Annotated in this window: 23 protein-coding genes; 10 read left to right on the top strand and 13 right to left on the bottom strand. The window is 70.0% G+C overall.

The annotated features are described in order from the left end of the window. Positions 1–3: 3 nt before the first annotated feature. From ABB22_RS00615 to ABB22_RS00590, 6 genes are all read right to left on the bottom strand, one after another. The gene (locus tag ABB22_RS00615; protein WP_055767928.1) at positions 4–1,290 is read right to left on the bottom strand and encodes an O-acetylhomoserine aminocarboxypropyltransferase/cysteine synthase family protein; all 1,287 of its coding nucleotides are present in this window, start codon (positions 1,288–1,290) and stop codon (positions 4–6) included. 175 nt (positions 1,291–1,465) lie between these two features. Next, a complete protein-coding gene (locus tag ABB22_RS00610; protein ID WP_152983975.1) occupies positions 1,466–3,706 on the bottom strand; it encodes an EAL domain-containing protein in 2,241 nt (746 codons plus the stop codon). Between the two features lie 254 nt (positions 3,707–3,960). Further along, entirely contained in the window at positions 3,961–6,549 is a 2,589-nt protein-coding gene (gene clpB, locus ABB22_RS00605) for an ATP-dependent chaperone ClpB (protein ID WP_055768510.1), read from the bottom strand. A gap of 242 nt (positions 6,550–6,791) precedes the next feature. Continuing rightward, the gene (locus ABB22_RS00600; protein WP_055767922.1) at positions 6,792–7,628 is read right to left on the bottom strand and encodes a DUF3014 domain-containing protein; all 837 of its coding nucleotides are present in this window, start codon (positions 7,626–7,628) and stop codon (positions 6,792–6,794) included. A 73-nt stretch (positions 7,629–7,701) separates the two neighbouring features. Continuing rightward, positions 7,702–9,291: a SulP family inorganic anion transporter gene (locus tag ABB22_RS00595; protein WP_055767919.1), complete on the bottom strand. Its 1,590-nt coding sequence runs from the start codon at positions 9,289–9,291 to the stop codon at positions 7,702–7,704. Between the two features lie 128 nt (positions 9,292–9,419). Further along, on the bottom strand, positions 9,420–9,890 hold the full coding sequence (locus ABB22_RS00590; protein WP_055767916.1) for a DUF3574 domain-containing protein: 471 nt from the start codon (positions 9,888–9,890) through the stop codon (positions 9,420–9,422). A gap of 195 nt (positions 9,891–10,085) precedes the next feature. On the opposite strand from ABB22_RS00590, the gene ABB22_RS00585 reads away from it, so the two are divergent. From ABB22_RS00585 to otsA, 4 genes are all read left to right on the top strand, one after another. Beyond that, complete coding sequence (locus tag ABB22_RS00585) at positions 10,086–12,521, top strand: TonB-dependent receptor plug domain-containing protein (protein WP_055767913.1); 2,436 nt, start codon at positions 10,086–10,088, stop codon at positions 12,519–12,521. A gap of 143 nt (positions 12,522–12,664) precedes the next feature. Continuing rightward, positions 12,665–13,408: a trehalose-phosphatase gene (otsB, locus tag ABB22_RS00580; RefSeq protein ID WP_055768507.1), complete on the top strand. Its 744-nt coding sequence runs from the start codon at positions 12,665–12,667 to the stop codon at positions 13,406–13,408. Between the two features lie 78 nt (positions 13,409–13,486). Next, complete coding sequence (locus tag ABB22_RS00575) at positions 13,487–15,268, top strand: glycoside hydrolase family 15 protein (RefSeq protein ID WP_055767910.1); 1,782 nt, start codon at positions 13,487–13,489, stop codon at positions 15,266–15,268. Next, the gene (otsA, locus tag ABB22_RS00570; RefSeq protein WP_055767907.1) at positions 15,265–16,632 is read left to right on the top strand and encodes an alpha,alpha-trehalose-phosphate synthase (UDP-forming); all 1,368 of its coding nucleotides are present in this window, start codon (positions 15,265–15,267) and stop codon (positions 16,630–16,632) included. The genes ABB22_RS00575 and otsA overlap by 4 nt, the downstream gene beginning before the upstream one ends. Before the next feature lie 102 nt (positions 16,633–16,734). On the opposite strand, the gene ABB22_RS00565 is transcribed toward otsA, so the two are convergent. Genes ABB22_RS00565 through rluD form a run of 4 tightly spaced genes read right to left on the bottom strand, consistent with a single transcriptional unit; the run spans position 16,735 to position 19,440 of the window. After that, on the bottom strand, positions 16,735–17,172 hold the full coding sequence (locus tag ABB22_RS00565) for a thiol-disulfide oxidoreductase DCC family protein (protein ID WP_055767904.1): 438 nt from the start codon (positions 17,170–17,172) through the stop codon (positions 16,735–16,737). Next, the gene (locus ABB22_RS00560) at positions 17,135–17,677 is read right to left on the bottom strand and encodes a DUF4166 domain-containing protein (RefSeq protein WP_235504274.1); all 543 of its coding nucleotides are present in this window, start codon (positions 17,675–17,677) and stop codon (positions 17,135–17,137) included. The genes ABB22_RS00565 and ABB22_RS00560 overlap by 38 nt, the downstream gene beginning before the upstream one ends. Next, complete coding sequence (gene pgeF, locus ABB22_RS00555) at positions 17,674–18,453, bottom strand: peptidoglycan editing factor PgeF (protein WP_055767898.1); 780 nt, start codon at positions 18,451–18,453, stop codon at positions 17,674–17,676. The genes ABB22_RS00560 and pgeF overlap by 4 nt, the downstream gene beginning before the upstream one ends. Positions 18,454–18,456: 3 nt before the next feature. Further along, entirely contained in the window at positions 18,457–19,440 is a 984-nt protein-coding gene (rluD, locus tag ABB22_RS00550) for a 23S rRNA pseudouridine(1911/1915/1917) synthase RluD (RefSeq protein WP_055767895.1), read from the bottom strand. A gap of 112 nt (positions 19,441–19,552) precedes the next feature. Between rluD and ABB22_RS00545 the strand changes: the two genes are divergently transcribed. Further along, a complete protein-coding gene (locus ABB22_RS00545) occupies positions 19,553–20,437 on the top strand; it encodes an outer membrane protein assembly factor BamD (protein WP_055767893.1) in 885 nt (294 codons plus the stop codon). Between the two features lie 645 nt (positions 20,438–21,082). Here ABB22_RS00545 and ABB22_RS00540 read toward each other — a convergent pair. The 3 genes from ABB22_RS00540 to ABB22_RS00530 are packed head-to-tail and all read right to left on the bottom strand — an operon-like array spanning position 21,083 to position 22,943. Then, positions 21,083–21,412 carry a hypothetical protein gene (locus ABB22_RS00540; protein ID WP_055767890.1) on the bottom strand — a complete coding sequence of 110 codons (330 nt, stop codon included), beginning with the start codon at positions 21,410–21,412 and terminating at the stop codon, positions 21,083–21,085. Further along, positions 21,409–22,680, bottom strand: coding sequence for a UDP-N-acetylglucosamine 1-carboxyvinyltransferase (murA, locus tag ABB22_RS00535; protein ID WP_055767886.1), 1,272 nt, complete (start codon positions 22,678–22,680; stop codon positions 21,409–21,411). Before murA ends, ABB22_RS00540 begins: the two co-directional genes overlap by 4 nt. 32 nt (positions 22,681–22,712) lie before the next feature. Further along, positions 22,713–22,943 carry a BolA family protein gene (locus ABB22_RS00530; RefSeq protein ID WP_055767883.1) on the bottom strand — a complete coding sequence of 77 codons (231 nt, stop codon included), beginning with the start codon at positions 22,941–22,943 and terminating at the stop codon, positions 22,713–22,715. Positions 22,944–22,995: 52 nt separating this feature from the next. On the opposite strand from ABB22_RS00530, the gene ABB22_RS00525 reads away from it, so the two are divergent. From ABB22_RS00525 to lptB, 5 genes are all read left to right on the top strand, one after another. Beyond that, positions 22,996–23,997 (top strand): KpsF/GutQ family sugar-phosphate isomerase, encoded by a 1,002-nt coding sequence (locus ABB22_RS00525; protein ID WP_055767880.1) that lies wholly within the window; start codon positions 22,996–22,998, stop codon positions 23,995–23,997. A 63-nt stretch (positions 23,998–24,060) separates the two neighbouring features. Then, entirely contained in the window at positions 24,061–24,609 is a 549-nt protein-coding gene (locus tag ABB22_RS00520; RefSeq protein ID WP_055767877.1) for a KdsC family phosphatase, read from the top strand. Continuing rightward, positions 24,606–25,172, top strand: a complete 567-nt coding sequence (lptC, locus tag ABB22_RS00515; protein ID WP_055767874.1) for an LPS export ABC transporter periplasmic protein LptC — start codon at positions 24,606–24,608, stop codon at positions 25,170–25,172. The genes ABB22_RS00520 and lptC overlap by 4 nt, the downstream gene beginning before the upstream one ends. Further along, positions 25,150–25,680 carry a lipopolysaccharide transport periplasmic protein LptA gene (gene lptA, locus ABB22_RS00510; protein ID WP_152983974.1) on the top strand — a complete coding sequence of 177 codons (531 nt, stop codon included), beginning with the start codon at positions 25,150–25,152 and terminating at the stop codon, positions 25,678–25,680. Before lptC ends, lptA begins: the two co-directional genes overlap by 23 nt. Beyond that, positions 25,680–26,399, top strand: coding sequence for an LPS export ABC transporter ATP-binding protein (gene lptB / locus ABB22_RS00505; RefSeq protein ID WP_055767868.1), 720 nt, complete (start codon positions 25,680–25,682; stop codon positions 26,397–26,399). The genes lptA and lptB overlap by 1 nt, the downstream gene beginning before the upstream one ends. Positions 26,400–26,418 lie beyond the last annotated feature (19 nt).

Below are 26,418 nucleotides of genomic sequence, written 5' to 3'. Positions count from 1 at the left end.
CGCTCAGGCCTGCGCCAGCGCCTGCTCCAGGTCGGCCAGCAGGTCGTCGATGTGCTCGATGCCCACCGACAGGCGCACCGTATCCAGCGTCACCCCCGCCTTCTCCAGCTCGGCCGCGTCGAGCTGGCGGTGCGTGGTCGACGCCGGGTGCGTGGCCAGCGACTTGGCATCGCCCAGGTTCACCAGGCGGGTGAACAGCTGCAGCGCGTCGAGGAAGCGCGCGCCGGCCTCGCGGCCGCCGGGCAGGCCGAAGGTCAGCACGCCCGAGCCCTGCCCGCGCAGGTATTTGCGCACCAGCGCGTGCTCGGGATGATCCGGCAGCGCCGCATAGTTCACCCAGGCCACCTTGGCGTGCTGCTGCAGGTAGGTCGCCACCGCCAGCGTGTTGCTGTTGATCCGGTCCATGCGCAGCGCCAGGGTCTCGATGCCCTGCAGGATCTGGAACGCGTTGAACGGCGAGATCGCCGCGCCGGTGTTGCGCAGCGGCACCACCCGCGCGCGACCGATGTAGGCCGCCGGCCCCAGCGCCTCGGTGTAGACCACGCCGTGGTAGCTCACATCCGGCGTATTGAGGCGCGGGAAGCGCTGCTTGTGCTCGGCCCATGGGAAGCGCCCGGAGTCGACGATCGCCCCGCCCAGGCTGGTGCCATGCCCGCCCAGGTACTTGGTCAGCGAATGCACCACGATGTCGGCACCGAAATCGAACGGGCGCAGCAGGTAGGGCGTGGCCACGGTGTTGTCGACGATCACCGGCACGCCATGCGCGTGCGCGATCGCGGCGATGGCCTCGATGTCGGTGATGTTGCCGCGCGGGTTGCCGATGGATTCGACGAACACCGCCTTGGTGCGCTCGTCGATCAGCGCCGCGAAGGCCTGCGGATCGCGGTAATCGGCGAAGCGGGTCTGGATGCCGAACTGCGGCAGCGTGTGCGCGAGCAGGTTGTAGGTGCCGCCGTACAGCGCGCTGGAGGCCAGGATGTTGTCGCCGGCCTCGGCGATGGTCTGGATCGCGTAGGTCACCGCCGCCTGCCCCGACGCCAGCGCCAGCGCGCCGATGCCGCCTTCCAGCGCCGCGACGCGCTGTTCCAGCACGTCGGTGGTGGGGTTCATGATGCGGGTGTAGATGTTGCCCTGGACCTTCAGGTCGAACAGGTCGGCGCCGTGCTGGGTATCGTCGAAGGCATAGGCCACCGTCTGGTAGATCGGCACCGCCACCGCGCGGGTGGTCGGGTCGGGACGGTAGCCGCCGTGCACGGCGATGGTTTCGGGTTTCCAGTTCGGCTGGGACATCGCGGCATCTGCATGTGGGGAGGCTGCTGACCATAGCCCAGAGCATGGACGGCAAGGCCGATGGTTGCCCCGGTTACTTATGCCTGTCCGTCATCAGGCCATGCCGCGGACGCTGCACGCGCAGCCGGCCGTCGCCCCGGGTGGGGCTGGCCGCTGGCCGCGCGGCACCCGTGGTTCACGCATCCGCAGCACCACCGCCATCGGCACGCTTCCAGCGCAGCCCCTCCAGCAGCGGCATCGGCCTGGCGTAGTGATAGCCCTGCGCCCAATGCACGCCCAAGTTGCGCAGGCAGTCGGCGGTGTCCTCATCCTCGACATACTCGGCCACCACTTCCGCGCCGCAGGCGCGCGCCACCGCCACCGAGGCCTGCACCATCGCGTAGTCGCGGCGCTCGCGGTTGATGTTGCGCACGAACGAACCGTCGATCTTGATGATGTCCACCGGCAGTTCCTTGAGCCGGGCGAAACTCTGCATGCCCACGCCGAAATCGTCGATGGCGATGCGGCAGCCGCGGCTGCGCAGCTCGTCCAGCAGCCGTCCCGCCTGTTCGGCGCTGAAGACGGCCACGGTTTCCGTGATCTCGAAACATAGCCGCGAGTGCGGCAGCGGCGCCTGTTCCAGCAGTTCCAGCAGGCGCACGCGGAAGCTCTCCGACGCCAGGCTCTGCCCGGTCAGGTTCACCGAGATATGGGCGCAGCCTGCCGCCAGTTCCGGCGCCTGCCGCAGTTGCGCGAACAGTTCGGCAACCACCGCGAGGTCCAGTTCGGGGCCACGCCGCGCCGCCTCCACGGCAGGCAGGAACTGGTCCGGCCGCAGCAGGTCGCCCTGCTCGTCACGCAGCCGGCACAGCACTTCGCCGACCGCGCCCCCCTCCCGGCGGCGCTCGACCAGCGGCAGCACCGGCTGGAAGAACAGCACCAGCCCGCCGGGACGGCGCAGGTGCGCCAAGGCCGCGCTGGCCCCGTGCAGGCGCTCCTGCGCCTGCTGCAGCGTGGCACGCTCGGCATTGGCGAACAGCGGCTCGACCTCATTGCTCGCGCGCGCCTCGAAGGCGAGGCTGGAGGCCAGCATCAGCGCGCCATCGAGATCCAGCCCGGTATCGCCGCCGAAGCGCGCCACGCCCAGGTAAGGCAACAGGCGCACATTCTGCCCTTCCACGAGAAAGCCCGGCTGTTCGATGCCGCGCAGCAGGCAGGCCCAATCGATCCGGCCCCCGCATTCGGCCAGCAGCGCGAACTGGCCGCTGCCCAGGTAGCAGCAGTTGACGTTGTAGGCCTCCAGCCGCGCGGCCACCCCGGTCATCACCGCCGACTGCGCACCCAGTCCATAGCCGACCGCCAGCGTGTCGGTCTGGTCCAGCAACAGGCAGGCCAGGCCGCAGGCTTCCGGGCGCTGCGCGGCCTGCCGCCGCAACGCGCGCAGGTTGGGCAGGCCGGTCAGCGAATCATGCAGCGCCTGTTCGTCCAGGCGCTGGGCCATGTCCTCGCGGTCGCGGTTGGCCAACAGGTAATAGAACAGCACCATCAGCACGATGCCCAGTTCCAGCGCCAGATGCAGCAGGTTGAGGAAGCCCAGCGGCGCATGGCTCAACGTGGCGGTATCGCCCAGGCGCGACGCCATCAGCAGCAGCAGCCCGGCCAGCAACGGCAGCGCCACCACCAGGCGCATGTACAACATGCACCAGGCCACCACCGCCAGCGCGGCGATGCGGTAATCGCTCAATACCAGTCCGCTGGGAGGCAGCCCGCCGAATTCCATCTGCACGCGCCGGCTCAGCAGGACGCTCGATGCCAATCCCACGCCCATCAGCAGCGGCCACAGCGGCCAACGCCCGCTGCGCCGGACCAGCGGCGGGCGATGACGCTCGCTCCAGGCCACGACCAGCGGCAGGGTGAGCGTCACCACGCCGAAATATTTGGCGAACAGGGTCTGGATCAAGCCACTGAGTTGACCAGCGGCGCCATAGGGAAGGCCATACAGCAGGCCCAGCAGCGCAGACCCGGCGGGGTAAGCCAGCAATCCGACCAGGGCGAAACGCGGCAGGTCGCTGCGCAGCACCACGCTCCGCGCCGGCGATCGCGGCCAGCCCATGGCGCGTGCGCAAAGCAACGTCCACACCAGACCACCCGCGGAAATCACCAGGCCGATGCCGATCTGTAACGGCGTATAGGAAAAGGCCAGCGCGCGCGCCATCCAGCCCAGGGTGACAAGCAGGTAGCTTCCCGGCAGCACCCAGCGGTCGCGTTCGAGCATGGCGATGGCCAGCAGCAACCCGGCATGCAGGTGCACCAGCGAGGCCTTGGAGACATCGCCCCACAGTTCCAGCTGGTAAGGAACGGCCACCTGCTGCAGCAACAGGCACGCCAAGCCGAACAGCAGGATTTTGCCATGCCGGGTCGTTGCCCAATGACGCATGCTTCCCCCCCTGCCCGCACCTGACTGCAGGCACGGGACGTGGGGCATCCTGACACAAAAATGCGGCGGTGGCCGCGCCGCTCATGTACCGGCGCGCCGGACCTCCGGCCAATGCCGTCCATCGTGGCAATCCGGCATCGGGAGGCCTTCCCGATGCGCGTCGGCCCGCCCTGTCCCGCCACCGCCGCCGGGAGCCCCGCGCATCGGCAGGCTCCCGGCGACGTCCGCGAAACCGCGGGGCATCCGCGCGAGCGTCAGCCCTTGGCGAAACGCAGCTGGCCGGCGCCGGCCTCGACGTGGATGGTGTCGCCGCTGGCGAACTCGCCGGCAAGGATCTTCTGCGCCAGCGGGTTCTCCAGCTGCTGCTGGATCGCGCGCTTGAGCGGGCGCGCACCGTATACCGGGTCGAAACCGACATTGCCCAGCAGGTCGAACGCCGAATCGGCGACTTCCAGCTTCAGCCCACGCTCGCCCAGCCGCTTTTCCAGCCCGCGCATCTGGATGCGCGCGATCTGCCGGATCTGCTGCTTGTCCAGCGGATGGAACACGACGATGTCGTCCAGGCGGTTGATAAACTCCGGGCGGAAGTGCGCCTGCACCACGCCCATCACCGCCGCCTTCATCTGCGTGTAGGCCTCCGGGCTGTCGTCGCCGCTCATGTCCTGGATCTGGTGCGAGCCCAGGTTCGAGGTCATCACGATGACGGTGTTGCGGAAGTCCACGGTGCGGCCCTGGCCGTCGGTCAGGCGGCCGTCGTCCAGTACCTGCAGCAGGATGTTGAACACATCCGGATGCGCCTTCTCCACCTCGTCCAGCAGGATCACGCTGTACGGGCGGCGGCGTACCGCCTCGGTGAGGTAACCGCCTTCCTCGTAGCCCACATAGCCCGGAGGCGCGCCGATCAGGCGCGCGACGCTGTGCTTCTCCATGAACTCGCTCATGTCGATGCGCACCATGGCGTCGGGGCTGTCGAACAGGAAATCGGCCAGCGCCTTGGTCAGTTCGGTCTTGCCCACGCCGGTCGGGCCCAGGAACAGGAACGAGCCGCTCGGGCGGTTCGGGTCGGACAGGCCGGCGCGCGAGCGGCGCACCGCGTCGGACACCACGCGGATCGCCTCTTCCTGGCCGACCACGCGCTTGTGCAGTTCATCCTCCATGCGCAGCAGCTTGTCGCGCTCGCCTTCAAGCATCCTGTTCACCGGGATGCCGGTCCAGCGCGAGACGACCTCGGCGATCTCCTCGTCGGTCACCTTGTTGCGCAGCAGCCGGAACGCGGCCTGCCCTTCCTGCTGGTCGACCATCTGCAGGCGGCGCTCCAGTTCGGGAATCACGCCGTACTGCAGTTCGGCCACGCGGCTGAGATCGCCACGGCGCTGGGCGGCATCCAGTTCGATGCGGTTCTGCTCGATCTGCTGCTGGATCTGCGCCGAACCCTGCACGGCGGCTTTTTCCGCCTTCCAGATTTCGTTGAGGTCGGAGAACTCGCGCTCGAGCTTCTCGATATCCAGCTCCAGGTCAGCCAGGCGCTTCTGCGAGGCGTCGTCCTTTTCCTTCTTCAACATCTCGCGCTGGATCTTCAGCTGGATCAGGCGGCGTTCGAGGCGGTCGAGCTCTTCCGGCTTGGAGTCGATCTCCATGCGGATGCGCGAGGCCGCCTCGTCCATCAGGTCGATGGCCTTGTCCGGCAGCTGGCGGTCGGTGATGTAGCGGTTGGACAGCGTGGCCGCGGCGACGATGGCCGGGTCGGTGATCTCCACGCTGTGGTGCACGGCATATTTTTCCTTCAGCCCGCGCAGGATGGCGATGGTGTCCTCCACGCTCGGCTCGCCGACGAACACCTTCTGGAAACGGCGCTCCAGCGCGGCATCCTTCTCGATGTATTGGCGGTACTCGTCCAGCGTGGTGGCGCCGATGCAGTGCAGCTCGCCGCGCGCCAGCGCCGGCTTGAGCATGTTGCCGGCGTCCATGGCGCCATCGGCCTTGCCGGCGCCGACCATGGTGTGCAGTTCGTCGATGAACAGGATGATCTGGCCTTCGTTCTTGGCCAGGTCGTTGAGCACGCCCTTCAGACGCTCCTCGAACTCGCCGCGGAACTTGGCGCCGGCGATCAGCGCGCCCATGTCCAGCGACAGCACGCGCTTGCCACGCAGGCCTTCGGGCACTTCGTCGTTGATGATGCGCTGGGCCAGGCCTTCGACGATCGCGGTCTTGCCCACGCCGGGCTCGCCGATCAGCACCGGGTTGTTCTTGGTGCGGCGCTGCAGGACCTGGATGGTGCGGCGGATTTCCTCGTCGCGGCCGATGACAGGGTCGAGCTTGCCGCTCTCGGCGCGCGCGGTCAGGTCGATGGTGTATTTCTCCAGCGCCTGGCGCTGTTCCTCGGCGTTCTCGCTCTGCACGGTTTCGCCGCCGCGCAGCTTGTCGATGGCCGCTTCCAGCTTCTTTTTGTCGGCCCCGGCCGCGCGCAGCGCCATGCCGGCCGCGCCCCCGTCGTCGGTAGCGGCCAGCAGGAACCATTCGCTGGCGATGAACTGGTCGTTGTGCTGCTGCGCCAGCTTGTCGGTGGCGTTGAGCAGGCGGCTCAGGTCGTTGCCCATCGACAGGTTGCCGGCCTGGCCGGACACCTTGGGCAGCGCGTCCAGCGCCTCGGCCAGGCGTTCGCGCAGCACCGGCACGTTGACGCCGGCCTGGGCCAGCAGCGGCCGGCTGCTGCCACCGGCCTGGTCGAGCAGCGCGGCCAGCACGTGCACCGGCTCGATGATGCTGTGGTCGCGGCCCACGGCCAGCGACTGCGCGTCGGCCAGGGCCTTCTGGAAGTTGGAGGTGAGCTTGTCCATCCGCATGGTGGTCATCCCGAATCAGGGGCCGGCGTCGCCGGCGATACTGGTTCAGATGCGGTTGCGGCGGTGTGATTCAAGGCCGTCCGGGAGAGGCTGTTCATGTCCGCGGAACCGTGCGCGGCTTCCCCCTGTTTGCCGGCAAGACGGCCGCGGATGTCCCAGCGGGGCGGCGCCCCGCGCTACAGAACGCCGATCCCGCCGCCCGGCCAACGGCCGCGCACCCGCCGGGAAGCGGCGGGCAAGGCTCACCCGCCGCGCGTGATCGCCTGGCGGATGGCGCGCAGCTGCCGCTTCACCGCGCGCGCCTGCTCCGGATCCAGCCGCAACAGCGCCTTCTGCCCGATCGAGCGCGCCTGCAGGTCGGGATCGACAAAGCGGTAGCGGCCGCGCTCGTCGCGCTCCAGCGCCGGCGGCTGCACCGGTTCGGGGGCCTGCAGCAGGTGGTCGATCACTCCGACCAGGCGGTCGTTGAAGTGCCCGCCGGGATGGCCCAGTTCGCGGTACGCCTGCTGCACCAGCGGATACAGACGCATGTAGGCCGCCGCCAGCGCATCGGCATCGGCGGCGGTGAACGCCGTCACATATGGCGCGTAGCGCGCTGCATTGCCGCTGGCGACGGCGATGCCGGTCGCGGCATCGCCTTCGACCTGCAGGCTGCCGGGCACCGGCCGCAGCGCCAGCGCGCTGGCCGGCGCGCTGGCCTGGGTGAGGTTGTCGATGTGCGTGACCAGGCGCTGGACCAGGTGATCGGGCAGCAACAGCGCCAGCACCGGTTCGGGGAACAGCGTGCCGAGGTCTTCCCGCACGCGGGCGTCGCTGTCGTCGAGCGATGGCAGGGCGGCATCGATGGCCGCATCGCGCGGCAGCGGATAGCCGGCCGGCGCTGTGGTCATGGCCGGCGCGTCCTGCGGCACGCCCGTGGGGGGAACGATCCGGCTGCCACCTGCCGACGGCTGCGCCGCGAACGGTGAAGTGGCGGTCGCCACCGTCCGCAGATCGTCGCGGAACAACCACCACGCCACGCCACCCAGCACCAGCACGCCCGCCACGGCCCATGGCCATACCGCTTTCCTGTCCTGCATCGGGAACCACCTTTTTGCGTTGCGATCACCCCGGGTGTGACCCCGGGGATCGCAGCGGGTTCCCCGCACCGGTTCAGCCGGCCCGCGCTGGCCGCTGCAGCGACAGCAGGCCGAGCACCGCCGCCAGCGCCACGTAGGCGCCGGCGAACTGCCAGCTGATGCTGCGCTGCAGGCCCTGCAGCATCCACGGCAGGTACACGCCGCCGCGCGGATCGACCGAATGGATCAGGCCGAACAGGGTCAGCAGCGCGGCGATCAGCAGCAGCGTCGACGCGCGGCCCAGCCGCTGCTCGATCATCGCCACCACCGTGGCGATCCACAGCATCGCGGTGATGATGAAGCCGTTGCCGAGGGTGAAGATCACCGCCAGTTCCGGCAGGCCGTGGCCGTCCAGCGCGGTGGTCAGTTCGGCCAGCCGCTCCGGCGCGATCCAGCCCGGCGCCTTGATCGACAGCAGGTAGGCAACCGACGGCAGGAAGCCGAGCACCATCGCCGCCGCATGCCGCTTCGGCGTGGCCTCGAACGCCTGGGTGGTGATGTCGATGGCCACGTACACGATGATCGGCGCCAGCACCGCCAGCGGCAGCCACTGCACCAGCCCGGAGATCACCCCGAGCATCCCGCCGATGCCGACGAACAGGCCGGCCAGCAGCGTGTAGCCGCTGCGCGCGCCCATGTGCTTGTAGGCCGGCTGGCCGATGTAGGGCGTGGTCTGGGCGACGCCGCCGCAGAGCCCGGCCACCAGCGTGGCCAGCGCCTCGACCAGCAGGATGTCGCGGGTACGGTAATCGTCGCCGGCCGCGCGCGCGCTCTCGGATACGTTGATGCCGCCGACCACCATCAGCAGGCCGAACGGCAGCAGCAGCGGCAGGTAGTCCATCGCCGCCGGCAGGCCGTCGATGAAGCCCAGCGTCGGCAGCGGCAGCACCACCTGCGGCGGCGTCCACTGCGGCAGCGCGAAGCCCGGTGCGCCCAGTCCGGCCAGGCCCAGCCCGTAGTACAGCGCGGTGCCGACGATGAAGGCCACCAGCACGCCCGGCGCCCGCACCGGCAGGCGGCCCTTGGCGATCAGCACGTACAGCAGCAGGCCGAGGGTGACGAAGCCGGCCACCGGCGAGCGCAGCGCCTCCAGCAGCGGCAGCAGCCCCATCAGCACCAGCGCGATGCCGGCGATTGAACCGAGCAGCGCCGCGCGCGGCAGCGCGCGGGTCACCGCTTCGCCGAAGAAGGACAGCACCAGCTTGAGCAGCCCCATGATCACCAGCGCGGCCATGCCCAGCTGCCAGGTGGCGATCGCTGCGGCCTGCGGCTCCATGCCCTGCTGCCGGAAGCCGGCGAAGGCCGGGCCCAGCACCAGCAGTGCCATGCCGATGCTGGTCGGCGCGTCCAGCCCCAGCGGCATCGCGGTGACGTCGTCGCGGCCGCTGCGCGCGGCCAGCCGGCGCGCCATCAGCGTGTACAGCAGGTTGCCGACCAGCACGCCGAACGCGGTGCCCGGGAACATGCGCCCGAACACGACCTCGGCCGGGAACTGGAAAATGCCCACCAGCGCCATCGCGATGAAGCCGAGGATGGACAGGTTGTCGACCACCAGGCCGAAGAAACCGTTGAGATCACCGGCGACGAACCAGCGCGGGCGGGGGAAGGCGGACGTGGAGGTCATGCGTGAGGCCTGGGTGGTTGTTTCTGTCTTTTCGCTTTCGCAGGAGCGGCTTCAGCCGCGATCGGGCCTTACCGGTAAAGCCTGTTCGCGGCTGAAGCCGCTCCTACCGGGTGCCGGGGTACTGCCGGTCAGAAGGAGACGTCGACCGCCTGCCGCGACCACAGCACCGACTGGTGGTGGGTGGCCTGCTTCCACGCCAGGCGGATCGCCTCGATGTCGTTGCGGCGCTGCGGCGTGTCCTCGTGCAGCACCACCAGCACCTTGGTGCGCAGGCGCTCGGGTTGCGCCGCATCGCGGAACAGCCACTGGCCATAGGCGTCGAACACGGTCAGGCCATCGGGAAAGCGCGGCGTCACCTCCCTGTCGAGGAAGGCCCGCCACTGTGCCTCGCTGATCGTGTCGGTCTGCTCCCGGCTGGAATCGCCCTTCTCCTCGCCCACGCCGAAATACAGTTCGCTGCGCACCCAGTGGATGGCCTCGGCCGGACGCGCGGCATCGCCCTGCAGCGCGGCGGTCGGCGGCGGGTCGGCCAGCGGGGATGCGGCGGCGACGCCACCCAGGCAAAGCAGCAACGGGAACAGGAGAGCGGAGAACTTCATGGATGACCTCTGTAGGGATCTGCAGGGTGGCATCCATGTCACTTGGCCGGCATATCACGTTTGCGGATGAGCTGATGCCATGCAGGGCTTGCACCCGGGGCCGGCATCACGCCAAGATAACATATCGCTCCATCCGGATGGATGTAACAGACCATCCAACCCCCTTCCCCACGCCATTCCCCCCGGAGTTCCCCCATGGTCCGTCTTTCCCCGGCTCCGCTCGGCCTTGCCGTAGCGCTGGCCTTGTCCACGCCCGCCCACGCCCAGGACGCGTCCGGCCAGGCGACCACGCTCGACACCGTGATCGTCACCGGCACCCGCGCCACCGACCGGACGGTACTCGAATCCACCTCGCCGGTGGACGTGCTCAGCGCCGAGGACATCCGCAAGGCCGGCGTGGTCAACGGCGAACTCGGCAGCGCGCTGCAGGCGCTGCTGCCCTCGTTCAACTTCCCGCGCCAGTCCAACTCCGGCGGCGCCGACCACGTGCGCGCCGCGCAGCTGCGCGGCCTGTCGCCGGACCAGCTGCTGGTGCTGGTCAACGGCAAGCGCCGCCACAACAGCGCGCTGGTCAACACCGACAGCAAGATCGGCAAGGGCACCACGCCGGTGGACTTCAACACCATCCCGGTCAGCGCGATCAAGCGCATCGAGGTGCTGCGCGACGGCGCCGGCGCGCTGTACGGCTCGGACGCGGTGGCCGGCGTGATCAACGTGATTCTCGACGACGCCCCACAGGGTGGCGCCATCGAAGCCAGCTTCGGTGCGCACCACACCGACCTGGAGCCGATCGGCCGCACCCTGACCGATGGCCAGACCAGCTACTTCAGCGCCAAGGTCGGCACCGCGTTGACCGACGAGGGCGGCTTCCTGCGCGTGGGCCTGGAACTGAAGAACCGCGAGGCCACCAATCGCGCCGGCTTCGACCAGATCCCGCCGTGGGAAGCGCAGACCCCGGACAACCTGGCCCTGGCCGGCAAGCGCAATTACGCGCTGGGCGACGGCGCCAGCAAGGACCTCAACGCCTGGTTCAACGCCGAGATCCCGTTCGGCGCCACGTCCAAAGCCTATGCCTTCGGCACCTACAACCAGCGCGATACCGAGGGCGCCAATTACTTCCGCTACCCGGACGGCGAAGCCAACTGGAAGGAGCTCTACCCGCACGGCTACCGCCCCCTCTCCGAAGGCGAGAACCTCGACGTGCAGCTGGTGGCCGGCGCGCGCGGCCAGTGGGGCGAGTGGAACTACGACGCCAGCCTCGACCATGGCCGCAACGCATTCACCTACCGCCTGCGCGAATCGCTCAACGCCTCGCTCGGTCCGGCCAGCCCGACCCGCTTCAAGACCGGCGACTACGCCTTCGAGCAGACCCTGGCCAACCTCGACCTCGGCCGCATCTTCGTGCGCCAGGACGACAGCCACAGCCTCGGCTTCGGCGTGGAGGCGCGCCGCGAGCGCTATGAGACCGGCGCCGGCGACCCGGCCAGCTATGCCGCCGGTCCGTATACCGACCGTCCGACCGGCTCGCAGGCCGGCGGCGGCCTGACCCCGCAGGACGAGGCGCATCTCACCCGCGACGTGTTCAGCGCCTACACCAGCCTGTCGTCCACTTTCGGCGAGAAGTTCTCCACCGATGCGGCTGCGCGCTACGAGCACTACCAGGACTTCGGCGGCGAACTCACCGGCAAGCTCGGTGCGCGCTATGCGTTCGCGCCCGCATTCGCGCTGCGCGGCGCCATCTCCAACAACTTCCATGCGCCGTCGCTGAGCCAGACCGGCTTCGAATCCACCTCCACCGGCTATACCGCCGGCGGCCAGCTGGTGCAGGGCCGCCTGCTGTCGGTGAACAACCCCATCGCGCGTGCGCTGGGCGCCACCGACCTGAAGCCGGAGAAATCGATCAACTACAGCCTGGGCTTCACCAGCCAGATCGGAAGCCACCTCGACCTGTCGCTGGACCTGTTCCAGATCGACATCGACGACCGCATCGCCCTGTCGGAAAGCATCACCGGCGACGCGCTGACCGATTTCGTGCAGCAGCGCTTCGGTGTGGCTGGCCTGGAAAGCGCGCACTACTTCGTCAACGCCGCCGACACCCGCACCCGCGGCGCCGAGCTCGTCGCCAACTGGCGGCAGTCGCTGGGCGGCGGCGACCTGCTGCTGACCGGCACCTGGAGCTATGCCAAGACCGAACTGAAGAACGTGCTGGCCACGCCGGCGCAGCTGTTGGCGCTGGACCCGGACTACGTGCTGTTCGGCGTGGAGGAAAGCAACACGCTGACCGACGCCGCGCCGCGTACCCGTGCGCAGCTGGCCGCCAGCTGGGCCGACGACGCGTGGTCGCTGAGCAGCCGCCTGAGCCGCCACGGCAGCGCGCGGCGCGTGTTCGATTTCGGCGGCGGCTACATCCCGACCCAGACCTATGGCGCCGAATGGCAGCTCGATGCGGAAGTGGAATACCGCATCACGCCGAAGTGGAGCGTGGCCGTCGGCGGGCAGAACCTGACCGACAACTACCCGGACAGGTCGAACGAAGACATCCATTACTTCGGCAACCTGCCCTACGACGTGCTGTCGCCGATCGGCAGCAACGGCGCGTACTGGTACGGACGCGTGCGCTACGCATTCTGAGCGCGCGGGGAATGCGGATCCGGGAGCAGGGAAGCGTTTTCCCTGCTCCGGTGATGCTGATCGTGCTTTCGTGGAGGCCGGGCCTGCCCCGCCTCCACCTCCGATAACTTTCCGCTCACGTCACGCGTGGCATGGTGGCCGGCATGGTCAACGCGTCCACCAGCCCTCCCCCCGCGCTGGATCCCGCTTGTGCCCTGTTCCTCGATGTGGACGGCACACTGGTCGGGTTCGCCGCGCAGCCTGAAGACGTCCGCCTGCCACCGCAGGTACGCGACTGGATCGTCCGCATCGGCGAGCGCCTGGACGGTGCGCTGGCGCTGGTCAGCGGCCGCACGCTGGCGCAGCTCGATCACCTGTTCGCCCCCGTGCGCCTGCCGGCCGCCGGCCTGCACGGCGCGCAGCTGCGGCGCAGCGCCGAAGAGGTGCCGCAGGCCATGGAAACCGCACAGTGGCTGCACGAACTGCACCTGCAGGCGATGCGCCTGGCGCATGCGCACCCCGGTGTCCGGGTGGAGGCCAAAGGCCAGGCCCTGGCCCTGCACTGGCGCAACGCGCCGGCCGCCGCGCCGGCCGTGCTCGCCTTCGCGCGCGCTCAGCTGTCGCTGCTGCCTGGCGTACGCCTGCAGCCGGGCAACCATGTCGTTGAACTGGTCTCCGCCGGCCACGACAAGGGCACCGCGGTGACCACGCTGATGGGCATGGCGCCGTTCGCCGGCCGCCGGCCCGTCTTCGTCGGCGACGACCTTACCGACGAAGACGGTTTCGCCGCGGCGACGCGGCTGGGCGGCTACGGGATCCTGGTCGGCGAGCGCCCGGACAGCCAGGCGCGCCATGCCCTGCCCGACGTGGCCGCGATGCACGACTGGCTGCGCGCGGGCGCGGCCTGATTCCGTATCGCGTCGCCGACGCGGCATGCGGCCGTATCACCCGGGAGGACGGCCCCTCCCAGCCAGAAGGAGGAAGCGATGCTTCGAGCCAACCTCGAGATGGGCGTCATCGGCAACGGCAGTTTCGGCGCCCTGATCGACCGCCATGCGCGCGTGGTGTGGAGCTGCCTGCCCGCGTTCGACGGCGACCCGGCGTTCTGTGCGCTGCTGTCGCCGCGCGCGCACGAAGGCGGCGACTTCGCCATCGAACTGGAGGACTACGCCGGCAGCGAGCAGCACTACATCACCAACACCGCGATCCTGCGCACGGTGCTGCATGACACCCGCGGCGGCCAGGTGGAAGTGATCGACTTCGCCCCGCGCTGGCGCCGCAACGGCCGTTTCTACCGCCCACCCAGCATCATCCGCCGCATCCGCCCGCTGGCCGGAAGCCCGCGCATCCGCATCCTGGCGCGGCCGCTGGCCGACTGGGGCGCGCGCGCGCCCGAGTCCACCTGGGGCAGCAACCACCTGCGCTGGCTGCTGCCGGGCTTCACCCTGCGCCTGACCACCGACGTGCCGGTGCGCTTCATCCGCGAACGCCTGCCGTTCGTGCTGGCGCATCCGATGGAACTGGTACTGGGCGTGGACGAGACGCTGGACCGTCCGCTGGCCAGCTACGCGCAGGACGCGCAGCAGCGCACCGAGGACTACTGGCGCGAATGGGCGCGCTACCTGTCCATCCCGCTGGAATGGCAGGACGCGGTGATCCGCAGCGCCATCACCCTCAAGCTGTGCCAGTACGAGGACAGCGGCGCGATCATCGCGGCGATGACCACTTCGATTCCCGAGGCGCCCGGCAGCGCGCGCAACTGGGACTACCGCTACTGCTGGCTGCGCGACGCCGCCTTCGTGGTGCGCGCGCTCAACCGCCTTGGCGCCACGAAGTCGATGGAGGATTTCCTGCGCTACATCTTCAACCTCGCCACCAGCGACGGCAGCCTGCAGCCGCTGTACGGCATCGGCATGGAGGAGCGGCTGGACGAGCACGAGGTCGAATCCCTGGCCGGCTACCGCGGCATGGGCCCGGTGCGGCGCGGCAACCTGGCCTGGCTGCAGCAGCAGCACGACGTCTACGGCTCGGTGGTGCTGGCCTCGACCCAGCTGTTCTTCGACCAGCGCCTGAAAGACCCGGGCGACCTGCACACCTTCGGCCGGCTGGAACCGCTCGGCGAACGCGCCTATGCCCTGTACGACGTGCCCGATGCCGGATTGTGGGAGTTCCGCGGGCGGACCGCGGTGCATACCTACACCGCGGCGATGTGCTGGGCCGCCTGCGACCGCCTGGCCAAGATCGCCGGCCGGCTGGAGCTGACCGGGCGCGCCGCGCTGTGGCGCGAACGCGCCGACGGCATCCGCCAGCGCGTGCTGGAGCGCAGCTGGAACGCGCAGTTGGGGCATTTCACCGACACCTTCGACGGCAGCCACCTGGACGCCTCGTTGCTGCTGCTGGCCGACATCGGCTTCATCGATGCCTCCGACCCGCGCTACGTCGCCACGGTCGAGGCCATCGGCCACGGCCTGCGGCGCGGCGACGCGCTGTTCCGCTACATCGCCCCGGACGATTTCGGCGCGCCGGAGACCAGCTTCACCATCTGCACGTTCTGGTACATCGACGCGCTGGCCGCGATCGGCCGCCTCGACGAGGCGCGGGCACTGTTCGAAAGCGTGCTGGCACGGCGCAACCACCTCGGCCTGCTGTCCGAGGACCTGGCCTTCAGCGACGGCGAGCAGTGGGGCAATTTCCCGCAGACCTACTCGCACGTGGGCCTGATCACTGCGGCGATGCGCCTGTCGCGCAGCTGGCAGGAAGCCTCGTGAGCCGCCTGGTGGTGGTCTCCAACCGGGTCGCGCTGCCCGGAGAAACCCGCGCCGGCGGCCTCGCCGTCGGCCTGCTGGCCGCGCTGCGGGAACGCGGCGGCCTGTGGTTCGGCTGGAGCGGGCGCAGCGTGGCCGGCGCCAGCGGGCAACTGCACGAACAGAGCGACGGCGCCATCCGCTACGCCACCCTGGATCTGTCCAGGGCCGACCTGGACAGCTACTACAACGGCTTTTCCAACCGCGCGCTGTGGCCGCTGCTGCACTTCCGCCTGGACCTGGTGGACTACGACCGCAGCAAGCGCGAAGGCTACTGGCGGGTCAACACGCTGTTCGCCGACCGGCTCGCGCCGCTGCTGCGCGAGGACGACACCGTGTGGATCCACGACTACCACCTGATCCCGCTGGCGGCGCTGCTGCGCGAGCGCGGCGTCGGCTGCCGGATCGGCTTCTTCCTGCACGTGCCGGTGCCTTCGGCCGACCTGGTGCAGGCGCTGCCGGAACACCGTTCGCTGTTCTCGACGCTGTACGCCTGCGACCTGCTCGGCTTCCAGACCCGGCGCGACGTGGACCGCTTCCGCTCCTGGGCGCGGCTGTTCGGCGGCGGCCACGCCATCGACGGCGAACACATCGAATCCCCCGATGGCCGCCGGGTGCGCATCGCCGCGTTCCCGATCGGCATCGACACCGCGCACATCGCGCGGCAGGCGCGCGCGGCCACCGGCAACAGCGCGGTGCGCGCGCTGCGGCAGAGCCTGCAGCAGCGCAAGCTGGCCATCGGCGTGGACCGGCTGGACTATTCCAAGGGCCTGCCCGAACGCTTCCACGGCTTCGAGCGCTACCTAGAGCGCTACCCGCAGCAGAAAGGCAGCATGACCTTCCTGCAGATCGCGCCGGTCTCGCGCGGCGGCGTGGCCGAATACCGCACGCTGCGCAGCGACCTGGAACGGCTGGCCGGACACATCAACGGCGGCCACGCGGCGGCCGACTGGACGCCGCTGCGCTACGTCAACCAGAACTATGCGCACAGCACCCTCACCGGCTTCTACCGCCAGGCCGCGGTGGGGCTGGTCACGCCGCTGCGCGACGGCATGAACCTGGTGGCCAAGGAATACGTGGCCTCGCAGGATCCGGATGATCCCGGCGTGCTGGTGCTGTCGCTGCTGGCCGGCGCCGCCGACGAACTGAAGCAGGCGCTGCTGGTCAACCCGCACGACCTGGACGGCGTCGCCGACGCCATCGCCACCGCCGCGGACATGCCGCGCGGCGAACGCATCGAACGCTGGCAGGCGATGATGCAGCACCTGCGCGAACACGACATCAACCGGTGGCGGCGCGATTATCTGCACGCGCTGGAAGAAGCCTGAGCGCCCCGTAGGAGCGGCTTCAGCCGCGAACGCTCTTTGCTGGGCACGCTCGGAAAGCATTCGCGGCTGAAGCCGCTCCTGCATTCCGCTGCCGCCTCCTGCCTAGTCCAGGAAGCGGAACGCCTGCGCCGGCGTCGGCAGGTAGCAGGCGTCATGACGGCCGAACCAGCGGTAGCGGTTGCGCGCCAGCCAGCGGTAGCCGCGGTCGCGCAATGGCCGCGGCAGCAGGCGCGCCAGCAGGGCCAGCTTCCAGAGGCCGCCCAGCCCGGCGAGCACGCGCACGATGGCATCCGTGTCGGTATGGGCACGCCCCTGCTCGACCAGCAGGAACGACAGCGGATCGTCGGGGTCCAGCCCGTGCGCGACCATCAGCTGCCGCCCGTACGCGCCCTGCATCGCAGCGAAACGATAGCGTCCGCGGCGGTCGAAGCGCAGCAGGAAACGCACCCAGCGGCTGCACAGCGCGCAGACGCCGTCGAACACGATCACCGGCGCGGCACCGTCATGCATCGCCTGCTCCGGGCAGCAGCCAGCCTTCATAGCGGATCAGCGGACCGACCAGCGGCAGCGCCACGTCCACCAGGAATTCGTAGCGGCCGGCATGTTCGCGTTCGCGGCACCGCACCTGCGCGAACCAGGCGGCCGGCAGCGGCACGATGCCGAACGCCCGGACCCGCTCGGCCCGCCAGTGGATTTCGCCGTCCACGGCGTGCAGGGCGAAACGGAAATGCACCGCGCCCAGGCGCTCGAACAGGCGCCCTTCGCGCTGCCACAGGCGCGAGGCCATGCGCGCGGCGCCGAAGCGGCGGTTCCAGCATTCGCCGCTGTCGTCCACCACGAACTCGACCGTCACCGGCACCGCGTCCGCGCTGGGCGGCAGGCGCGCCAGCCAAGCGCAGGGCGCCACCAGCCAGTGGCGGCCGCGGCGCACGCTTCCCTGCCCGTGCCAGACCTGCCGCCGCGGCACCGAATGCAGCGCCCGCAGCAACGGCGGCAGCTGCGCGAACGCGGCACCCAGCACGCGCTCGAACAGCGGCCGGCTCACTGCGCCATCCACACCAGCGTCGCCATGCGTCCGCTGCGGCGGTCGCGGCGGTGCGAGAACCAGCGCGACGGATCGCCGATGGTGCACTGGTCGCCACCGTGTATCGCGGCCGCGGCCATGCCGGCGGCCTGCAGCCGCTGCCGCGCCAGCGCATACAGATCCACGCGCCAGTGCCCGGGCCGGGTGGCGGCGAACGCCGCTTCGGCTTCGGCCGAATGGGCGAGGAAGGCGTCGTGCACGTCGGCACCAATCTCGTAATGCGCTGGCCCGGCTGCCGGGCCGAGCCAGGCCACCACCTCGGCCGCCGGCGTGCGCATCGCCGCCAGCGTCGCTTCCAGCATGCCGTCGGCCAGCCCTCTCCAGCCGGCGTGGGCGGCGGCCACCTCGCTGCCGTCGCGGGCGGCGAACACCGCCGGCAGGCAATCGGCGGTGAGGATGGCCAGCACCACGCCGGGCACGGCGGTCACCGCCGCATCGGCGACGGGCTCGGCGTCCACGCCCTGTGCCACGGGTGGCGCGTCGAAGCGCAGCACGCCGGTGCCATGCACCTGCCGCAGCCAGTGCGGTGCCGAGGGCAGGCCCGCCAAGCGCTGCAGTTCATCGCGGTTGCGCTGCACCTGCCGCGGGTCGTCGCCCTCGGCCGAGCTGCGGTTGCCCATGTTGAAGCTGTCGAACGGCGGCTGCGAGCCGCCCGCGCCGCGCCGCAGCGTGGTGAAGGCCTGCACGCCCGGAGGCGCCGGCCAGGCGGCCTGCAGCAGCGGCGGCGCGGCGGCCATGGCTCAGCGCCGCTCGCGTTCGGCGAAAGCCTCGGTGTCCTCGCGCAGCGCCTTCATCAACGCCAGCATGTCGGCCGGCACCGGCGCGCTGTTGCGGATCGCCTCGCCGGTGATCGGGTGCACGAATTCCAGCGTCTCGGCGTGCAGCGCCTGGCGCTTGAAGCCGCGCAGCTGCGCGACCAGCCCGTCGGTGGCGCCCTTGGGCAGCTTCAGCGCGCCGCCGTACAGCGGGTCGCCGATGATCGGGTGCTTCAGGTGCGCCATGTGCACGCGGATCTGGTGGGTACGGCCGGTTTCCAGCCGGCATTCCAGCGCGGTATGGGCACGGAAGCGCTCGCGCAGGCGGTAGTGGGTGACGGCGTCGCGGCCATCCTCGCGCACGGCCATGCGCAGGCGGTCGCGCGGATGGCGGTCGATCGGCGCGTCGGCGGTGCCGCCGGAGACCAGCGCGCCGCTCACCACCGCCAGATACTGGCGGTGCACTTCGCGCGCGGACAGCTGTTCGACCAGGGCGGTCTGCGCCTGCAGGGTGCGGGCCACGACCATCACGCCGCTGGTGTCCTTGTCCAGCCGGTGGACCACGCCCGCGCGCGGCACCGCGGCCAGCGCCGGGTCGCGGAACAGCAGGGCGTTGACCAGGGTGCCGGTGGGGTTGCCGGCGCCGGGGTGGACCACCAGCCCGGCCGGCTTGTCGATCACGAAGACGTGTTCGTCCTCGTACAGCACCGACAGCGGGATGTCCTCCGGCTGGGCATCGGTCTCGGTGTCCAGGGTCGCGTTCAGGGTCGCCAGCTCGCCGCCGCGTACCGGGTCGCGCCCGCGCACCGGGGAACCATCGAGCAGGACCGCGCCGGTTTTGATCCATTCGCTCAGGCGGGAACGGGAGAACTCGGGGAACAGTTCGGCCAGCACCGCGTCGAAACGGCGGCCGGCGGCGGCGTCGGGCACCCGCGCCTGGCGGGAAGGAAGGGAAGCATTGTCGGACATGGCAGGGGGCATCGGCGGAATTCGGGGGGTCCCGGCGACGGGAGTCAGTCGCAGGACAGGCCACTAGGCTATCATCGCCCCCTCGTATTCCTGCCGCGTCCCGCCCCGACCCATGATCCGACGCTCCCTGTTGCTGTCCGCGCCCGTCCGCATCACCGCCCTGCTGCTGGTCCTGGTCTTCGCCGCCACTGGCTGCCATCGCGGCACCAAGGGCAAGAACGCTGACGAAGGCATGCCGGTCGAGAAGCTCTACGAAAAGGGCCACAAGCTGATGGAAGGCGGCAACTGGTCCGGTGCCGAGAGCAGTTTCAAGCGGCTGGTCGCGCAGTACCCCTATGGTCCGTACACCGAGCAGGCGATGATCGAAAGCGCCTACGCCCAGTACAAGGCCGGCAAGAACGACGACGCGGTCTCCAGCATCGACCGCTTCATCCGCACCTACCCGACCCACCGCAACATCGCCTACCTGTACTACCTGCGCGGGCTGGCCAACGGCAACAGCGACACCGTGTTCCTGCGCCGGGTGTGGTCGCTGGATTCCAGCCGCCGCGACCTGTCCACGCCGCGCCAGGCCTACGCCGACTTCAACATCGTCACCGAGCGCTATCCCAACAGCCGCTATGCCGCCGACGCCCGCCAGCGCATGATCGAGCTGCGCGACGTGTTCGCCCAGCATGAGATGGACAACGCCCTGTACTACGCCCGCCGCGGCGCCTGGATCTCTGCCGCCGGCCGCGCCACCTACCTGCTGGAAACCTATCCGCAGAGCGCCTTCCAGAACGACGCGGTGGCCCTGCTCGGCGAGTCCTATGTCCATCTCGGCAACAAGGCCCTGGCCGACGACGCCCGCCGCGTGCTGGCGCTGAACGAGCCCGGCCACCCGTGGCTGCAGGGCGACTGGCCGAAGTACCCGTGGATCGCCCGCAAGCTCAACCCGTTCGCCGGCGAGAAATCCGCCGCGACCGGCCAGCGCAATGCGCGGATGAACCGCAAGTAAGACCGCGGAAAACCCGGATCGCGCTACCGAACGCCCCGCAAGGGGCGTTCTTCGTTTCCGGCGCCGCCGTCGCGCCAACGGAGCGTTGCCCGTGCGCCGGTATGGGCGGATTGCGCGGTGGCGTTGTAGCGCCGGGCAGCGCCCGACGGGCATTCCCGGTAAAGCCCCGGCGGGGCGTTGCCCCGCTCTACAGGGCGGCGGTGGCGTTGTAGCGCCGGGCAGCGCCCGACGGGCATTCCCGGTAAAGCCCCAGCGGGGCGTTGCCCCGCTCTACAGGGCGGCGGTGGCGTTGTAGCGCCGGGAAGCGCCCGGCGGGGCATTCCCGGCAAGGCCCCAGCGGGGCGTTGCCCCGCTCTACAGGGCGGCGCTGGCGTCGTAGCGCCGGGCAGCGCCCGGCAGGCATTCCCGGTAAAGCCCCAGCGGGGCGTTGCCCCGCTCTACAGGGTGGCGCTGGCGTTGTAGCGCCGGGCAGCGCCCGGCGGGCATTCCCGGTAAAGCCCCAGCGGGGCGTTGCCCCGCTCTACAGGGCGGCGCTGGCGTTGTAGCGCCGGGCAGCGCCCGGCGGGGCATTCCCGGTAAAGCCCCAGCAGGGCGTTGCCCCGCTCTACAGGGTGCGGCATCCGGCAGGAGCCGCACGGGAAAGCCTCAGCGGGGCGTCGCCCCGCTCTGGCTGGCGTCGTCGGCCTTGAACACCGTCTTGCAGTCGCGGCGGAATTCCTCGCCGTTGCGGCGCCAGAGGAAGCTGCGGCAGTGGCGGTTGCCTTCCTGCAGGTCCTTCACCGTGACCGCGTAGAAGGCCTGGAAGAATTCCTCGCGGCTGACCTGGCCATCGCCGTTCCAGTCCATCTGCTCCTTCTCCACGCCACGGGTGATGGCGATGCCGGCATACCAGGCCCAGCCCAGCCAGCCCAGCGCCAGCAGCACCAGGACCAGCAGCGCGCGGCGGCGCGGGGTGAACCTGCCGCGCAGGATCATGGCACGCGCCGGATGCGGGCACCGAGCGCACCGAGCTTCTCCTCGATGTTCTCGTAGCCGCGGTCCAGGTGGTAGATGCGGTCGATGGTGGTGTCGCCATCGGCCACCAGGCCGGCCAGGATCAGGCTGGCCGACGCGCGCAGGTCGGTGGCCATCACCGGTGCCCCGCTCAGGCGCTCGGCGCCGCGGCAGATGGCGGTATGGCCTTCGATCTGGATGTCCGCGCCCAGGCGCAGCAGTTCGTTGACGTGCATGAAGCGGTTTTCGAAGATCGTCTCGTTGACCACGCCCACGCCCTCGGCCACGCAGTTGAGCGCCATGAACTGCGCCTGCATGTCGGTCGGGAATGCCGGGTACGGCGCGGTGGTCAGGTTGACCGCCTTGGGCCGCTTGCCCTGCATGTCCAGGGTGATGCTGTCCTGCGTGGTCTCGATCTTCGCGCCGGCCTCGACCAGCTTGGACAGTACTGCGTCGAGCGTGTCCGGGCGCGCGTTGCGCGCGATGACGCGGCCGCCGGTCATCGCCGCGGCGACCAGGAAGGTGCCGGTCTCGATGCGGTCCGGCAACACCGCGTGGCGGCCGCCGCCCAGGCGCTCGACGCCCTCGATCACCAGCCGCGCGGTGCCCAGGCCCTCGATCTTCGCGCCCAGCGCGATCAGGCAGTGCGCCAGGTCGGTGACTTCCGGCTCCATCGCCGCGTTTTCCAGCACGGTGGTGCCTTCGGCCAGCACCGCGGCCATCAGCACGTTCTCGGTGCCGGTGACGCTGACCATGTCGAAGGTGAAGCGGCCGCCCTTCAGGCGGTCGGCGCGGGCCTTGATGAAGCCGTTCTCGACGGTGATCTCCGCGCCCAGCGCCTGCAGGCCCTTGATGTGCTGGTCCACCGGCCGCGAACCGATCGCGCAGCCGCCGGGCAGCGACACTTCCGCCGCGCCGTACTTGGCCAGCAGCGGACCGAGCACCAGGATCGAGGCGCGCATGGTCTTGACCAGTTCATACGGCGCCACGTGCTGGTTGACGCTGCGCGGGTCGACCACGATCGCGCTGCCGCGCGAGAGCGTGCCCTGGTCGATGGTGACCTTGGCGCCCAGCTCGCCGAGCAGCTTCACCGTGGTGATCACGTCGTGCAGGTGCGGCACGTTGGTGATCTCCACCGGCGCATCGGCCAGCAGGGTCGCGCAGAGGATGGGCAGGACGGCGTTCTTGGCGCCGGAGACATTCACTTCACCGTTCAGCGCGTTGCCGCCGGTGACCACGATTTTCGCCATGTGTGTGAGGCCAGTAGGTGGGAGGGGCCGGCTCAGCCGGCTTCGCCGGGGGTGACGGTTTTCAGGGCCAGCGCATGGATCGCACCGCCCATCAGGTCGCCCAGCGTCGCATAGACCATGCGGTGCCGGGCCAGCGGCAGCTTGCCGGCGAACGCCTCGCAGACCACGGTGGCCTCGAAGTGCACGCCATCCTCGCCCTGCACCTCGGCGCGGGCGCCGGGCAGGCCGGCTTCGATCAGGTTCTGGATGGTCTCGGCGTCCAAAGCGCTTTCCTAATAAAATGAACGCCCATTCTACCCTCCGAGTGGCGCCCGCATGGCTGCTTCCCCCCCTTCGCTGGACACGCTGGACGATGCCGACCTGGTCGCCAGCGGCCGCCGCGTCTTCGAGATCGAACGCGCCGAACTGGAACGGACCGGCGGCCGCATCGGCGCCGAATTCGCCGCCGCCTGCCGGCTGATCCTGGGCTCGCGCGGCCGCGTGGTCGCCACCGGCATGGGCAAATCCGGGCATATCGCGCGCAAGATCGCCGCGACCCTGGCGTCCACCGGCACCCCGGCGTTCTACGTGCACCCGGGCGAAGCCGGCCACGGCGACCTGGGCATGATCACCGAGGACGACGTGGTGCTGGCGCTGTCCTACTCCGGCGAATCGGATGAAGTGCTGATGCTGCTGCCGGTGCTCAAGCGCCAGGGCAACGCGCTGATCGCCATGACCGGCCGGCCGCATTCCAGCCTGGCCAGCGCCGCGGACATCCACCTGGATGTGAACGTCGACCACGAGGCCTGCCCGCTGGCGCTGGCGCCGACCTCCAGCACCACCACCTCGCTGGCGATGGGCGACGCGCTCGCCGTGGCCCTGCTGGATGCGCGCGGATTCACCGCCGACGATTTCGCCCGCTCGCACCCGGCCGGCAGCCTCGGCCGGCGCCTGCTGCTGCACATCACCGACGTGATGCATGCCGGCGCCGACCTGCCCAGCGTGCGCGAGGACGCCAGCCTCAGCGAGGCGCTGATGGAAATGAGCCGCAAGCGCCTGGGCATGACCGCGGTGGTCGACGCCGGCGGCCGCCTGGTCGGCCTGTTCACCGACGGCGACCTGCGCCGCGCCCTGGACACCGACCTGGACGTACGCACCGCCGGCATCGCCCAGGTCATGACCCGCGCGCCGCGCACCATCGGCGCCGACCAGCTGGCGGTGGAGGCCGCACGCCTGCTGGAGCAGCACAAGATCAACGGCCTGATCGTCGTCGACGGCGACGGCCGCGCCGTCGGTGCCCTGAACATTCATGACCTGTTGCGGGCAAAAGTGGTTTAAAAGCCCGCACAATCACGCTTCCGGGCCAGATGGCCCGTCCCGCCGCAACGGATCGCCCGCGCCATGTCCTGGTCTCCCCTCGCCCATTTCCCCGCCACACTGCACGCCGTCGCCGCCGATATCCGGCTGGCATGCTTCGACGTGGACGGGACGCTGACCGACGGGCGCCTGTTCTACGACCACGCCGGCAACGAGAGCAAGGCGTTCTTCGTGCAGGACGGCCTGGGCCTGAAACTGCTGCAGAAGCACGGCATCCACCCGGTGCTGATCACCGCGCGCAACAGCCTGTCGGCGCAGCGGCGCGGCGCCGACCTGGGCATCGACACGCAGATCGCCGTCGGCGACAAGCTGGCCAGCGTGCGCGTGCTGTGCGAACGCTTCGGCATCGGCCTGGAGCAGGTGGCGTTCATGGGCGACGACCTGCCCGACCTGGCGCCGCTGTGCGCGGTCGGGCTGGCGGTGGCGCCGGCCAACGCGCACCCGCTGATCGCCGGGCGCGTGCACTGGCAGACCCGCGCCGAGGGCGGCCGCGGCGCCGCGCGCGAACTGTGCGACGTGCTGCTAGCCGCGCAGGGCAGGCTCGACGCGGCCGTGGCGGAGTTCGCGCGATGAACTGGCGCATGGTCATCGGCAGCGGCCTGCTGCTGGCGGCGCTGGCCAGCGGCTGGTCGGCATGGCGGCACCGCGAAACCAAGGCGCCTTCCGGCGCCTCGCAGGTGCGCGCGGACTACGTGCTGGGCGATTTCGAGATCGTGACCCTGGACAAGGACGGCAAGGAAGCGGCCACCCTGCGCGCGCCTTCCATGGAGCGCAACGCCGCCGACCAGACCTCGACCATCGTCAGGCCCGTGTTCCTGCTGCCCGACGCCGAAGGCCAGCATTGGCAGCTGCAGGCCGACACCGGCTGGGTCAGCGCCAAGGGCGAGGAACTGCGCCTGCGCGGCAACGTCGCCGGCGACAGCCCGCAGGACGGCACCACCCCGCCCACGACCTTCCGCACCACCGCGCTGGACGTCTTCCCCGAACGCAACCAGGCCCGCACCGCCGAGCGTGTCACCCTGACCCGCCCGGGCCTGGAGCAGACCGGCGTCGGCTTCGAGGCCGACCTGAAGTCGCGGCAATATTCCCTTCTTTCCCAGGTCAAGACCCGCTATGAACCCAATGCTGCCCGCTAAGCTCGCGCCGGCCGCCCTGTTCGCCGCCCTGCTCGTTCCCGGCATGGCTGAGGCGAAGGAGTCCGACCGCAACCAGCCCATGGACATCGCCGCCGACCATAGCGCAGGCAACCTGGCCGGTGGCAACGGCAAGTACCGCTTCAGCGGCAACGTGGTCATCACCCAGGGCACGCTGGAAATCCACGCCGAAACCGCGGACGTGATCCAGAAGAACGGCGAGACCGAACGCGTCGTGCTCACCGGCAAGCAGGCCACGCTCAAGCAGCAGATGGACGACGGCACCTGGATGAATGCCCGCGCCGACAACCTCGACTACAACGTCAACAGCGAAGTCATCGTGCTGACCGGCAACTACAAGGTCGATTCCGAGCGCGGCTCCAACGCCGGCCAGCGCATGGTCTACAACACCCGCAGCGGCGACATGCAGAGCGGCGGCGACGGCACCCGCGTGCGCACCGTGATCCAGCCCAAGAACAAGGCGCCGGCCGCGGCGGGAGAGAAGAAGTAATGCTCGTCGCCCAGGGCCTGCGCAAGCGCTACAAGAACCGCGAGGTGGTCCGCGAGTTCGGCCTCACCCTCGACGCCGGCGAAGTGGTCGGCCTGCTCGGCCCCAACGGCGCCGGCAAGACCACCTGCTTCTACATGATCGTCGGCCTGGTCGAGAGCGATGCCGGCCGCATCGAACTGGACGGCCGCGACATCACCGGCGAACCGATGTACGCGCGCGCCAAGCTCGGCGTCGGCTACCTGCCGCAGGAGCCGTCGGTGTTCCGCAAGCTCAGCGTGGCCGACAACATCCGCCTGGTGCTGGAACTGCGCGAAGACCTGGATGCCGACGGCCGCGAACGCGAACTGTCCGCGCTGCTGGACGAACTGCAGATCGGCCACGTCGCCGACCAGGCCGGCGCCAGCCTGTCCGGCGGCGAGCGCCGCCGCTGCGAGATCGCCCGCGCGCTGGCCGCCAGGCCGCGCCTGATCCTGCTCGACGAGCCCTTCGCCGGCGTCGACCCGATCTCGGTCGGCGAGATCCAGCGCATCGTCACCCACCTCAAGCAGCGCGGCATCGGCGTGCTGATCACCGACCACAACGTCCGCGAGACCTTGGGAATCTGCGACCGCGCGTATATCCTCGCCGAAGGCAGCGTACTGGCGCAGGGAGCACCGGAAGAGCTGCTGTCCAATACCGACGTCCGCCGTGTCTACCTTGGAGACAGCTTCACGCTCTGACCCGGATGCGGCGGGTCGC

It is taken from the genome of Stenotrophomonas nitritireducens (assembly GCF_001431425.1).
GTDB classification, from domain to species: domain Bacteria; phylum Pseudomonadota; class Gammaproteobacteria; order Xanthomonadales; family Xanthomonadaceae; genus Stenotrophomonas; species Stenotrophomonas nitritireducens.
The sequence above is the reverse complement of the archived record's forward strand: the minus strand, read 5'-3'. Positions and strand labels throughout refer to the sequence as shown.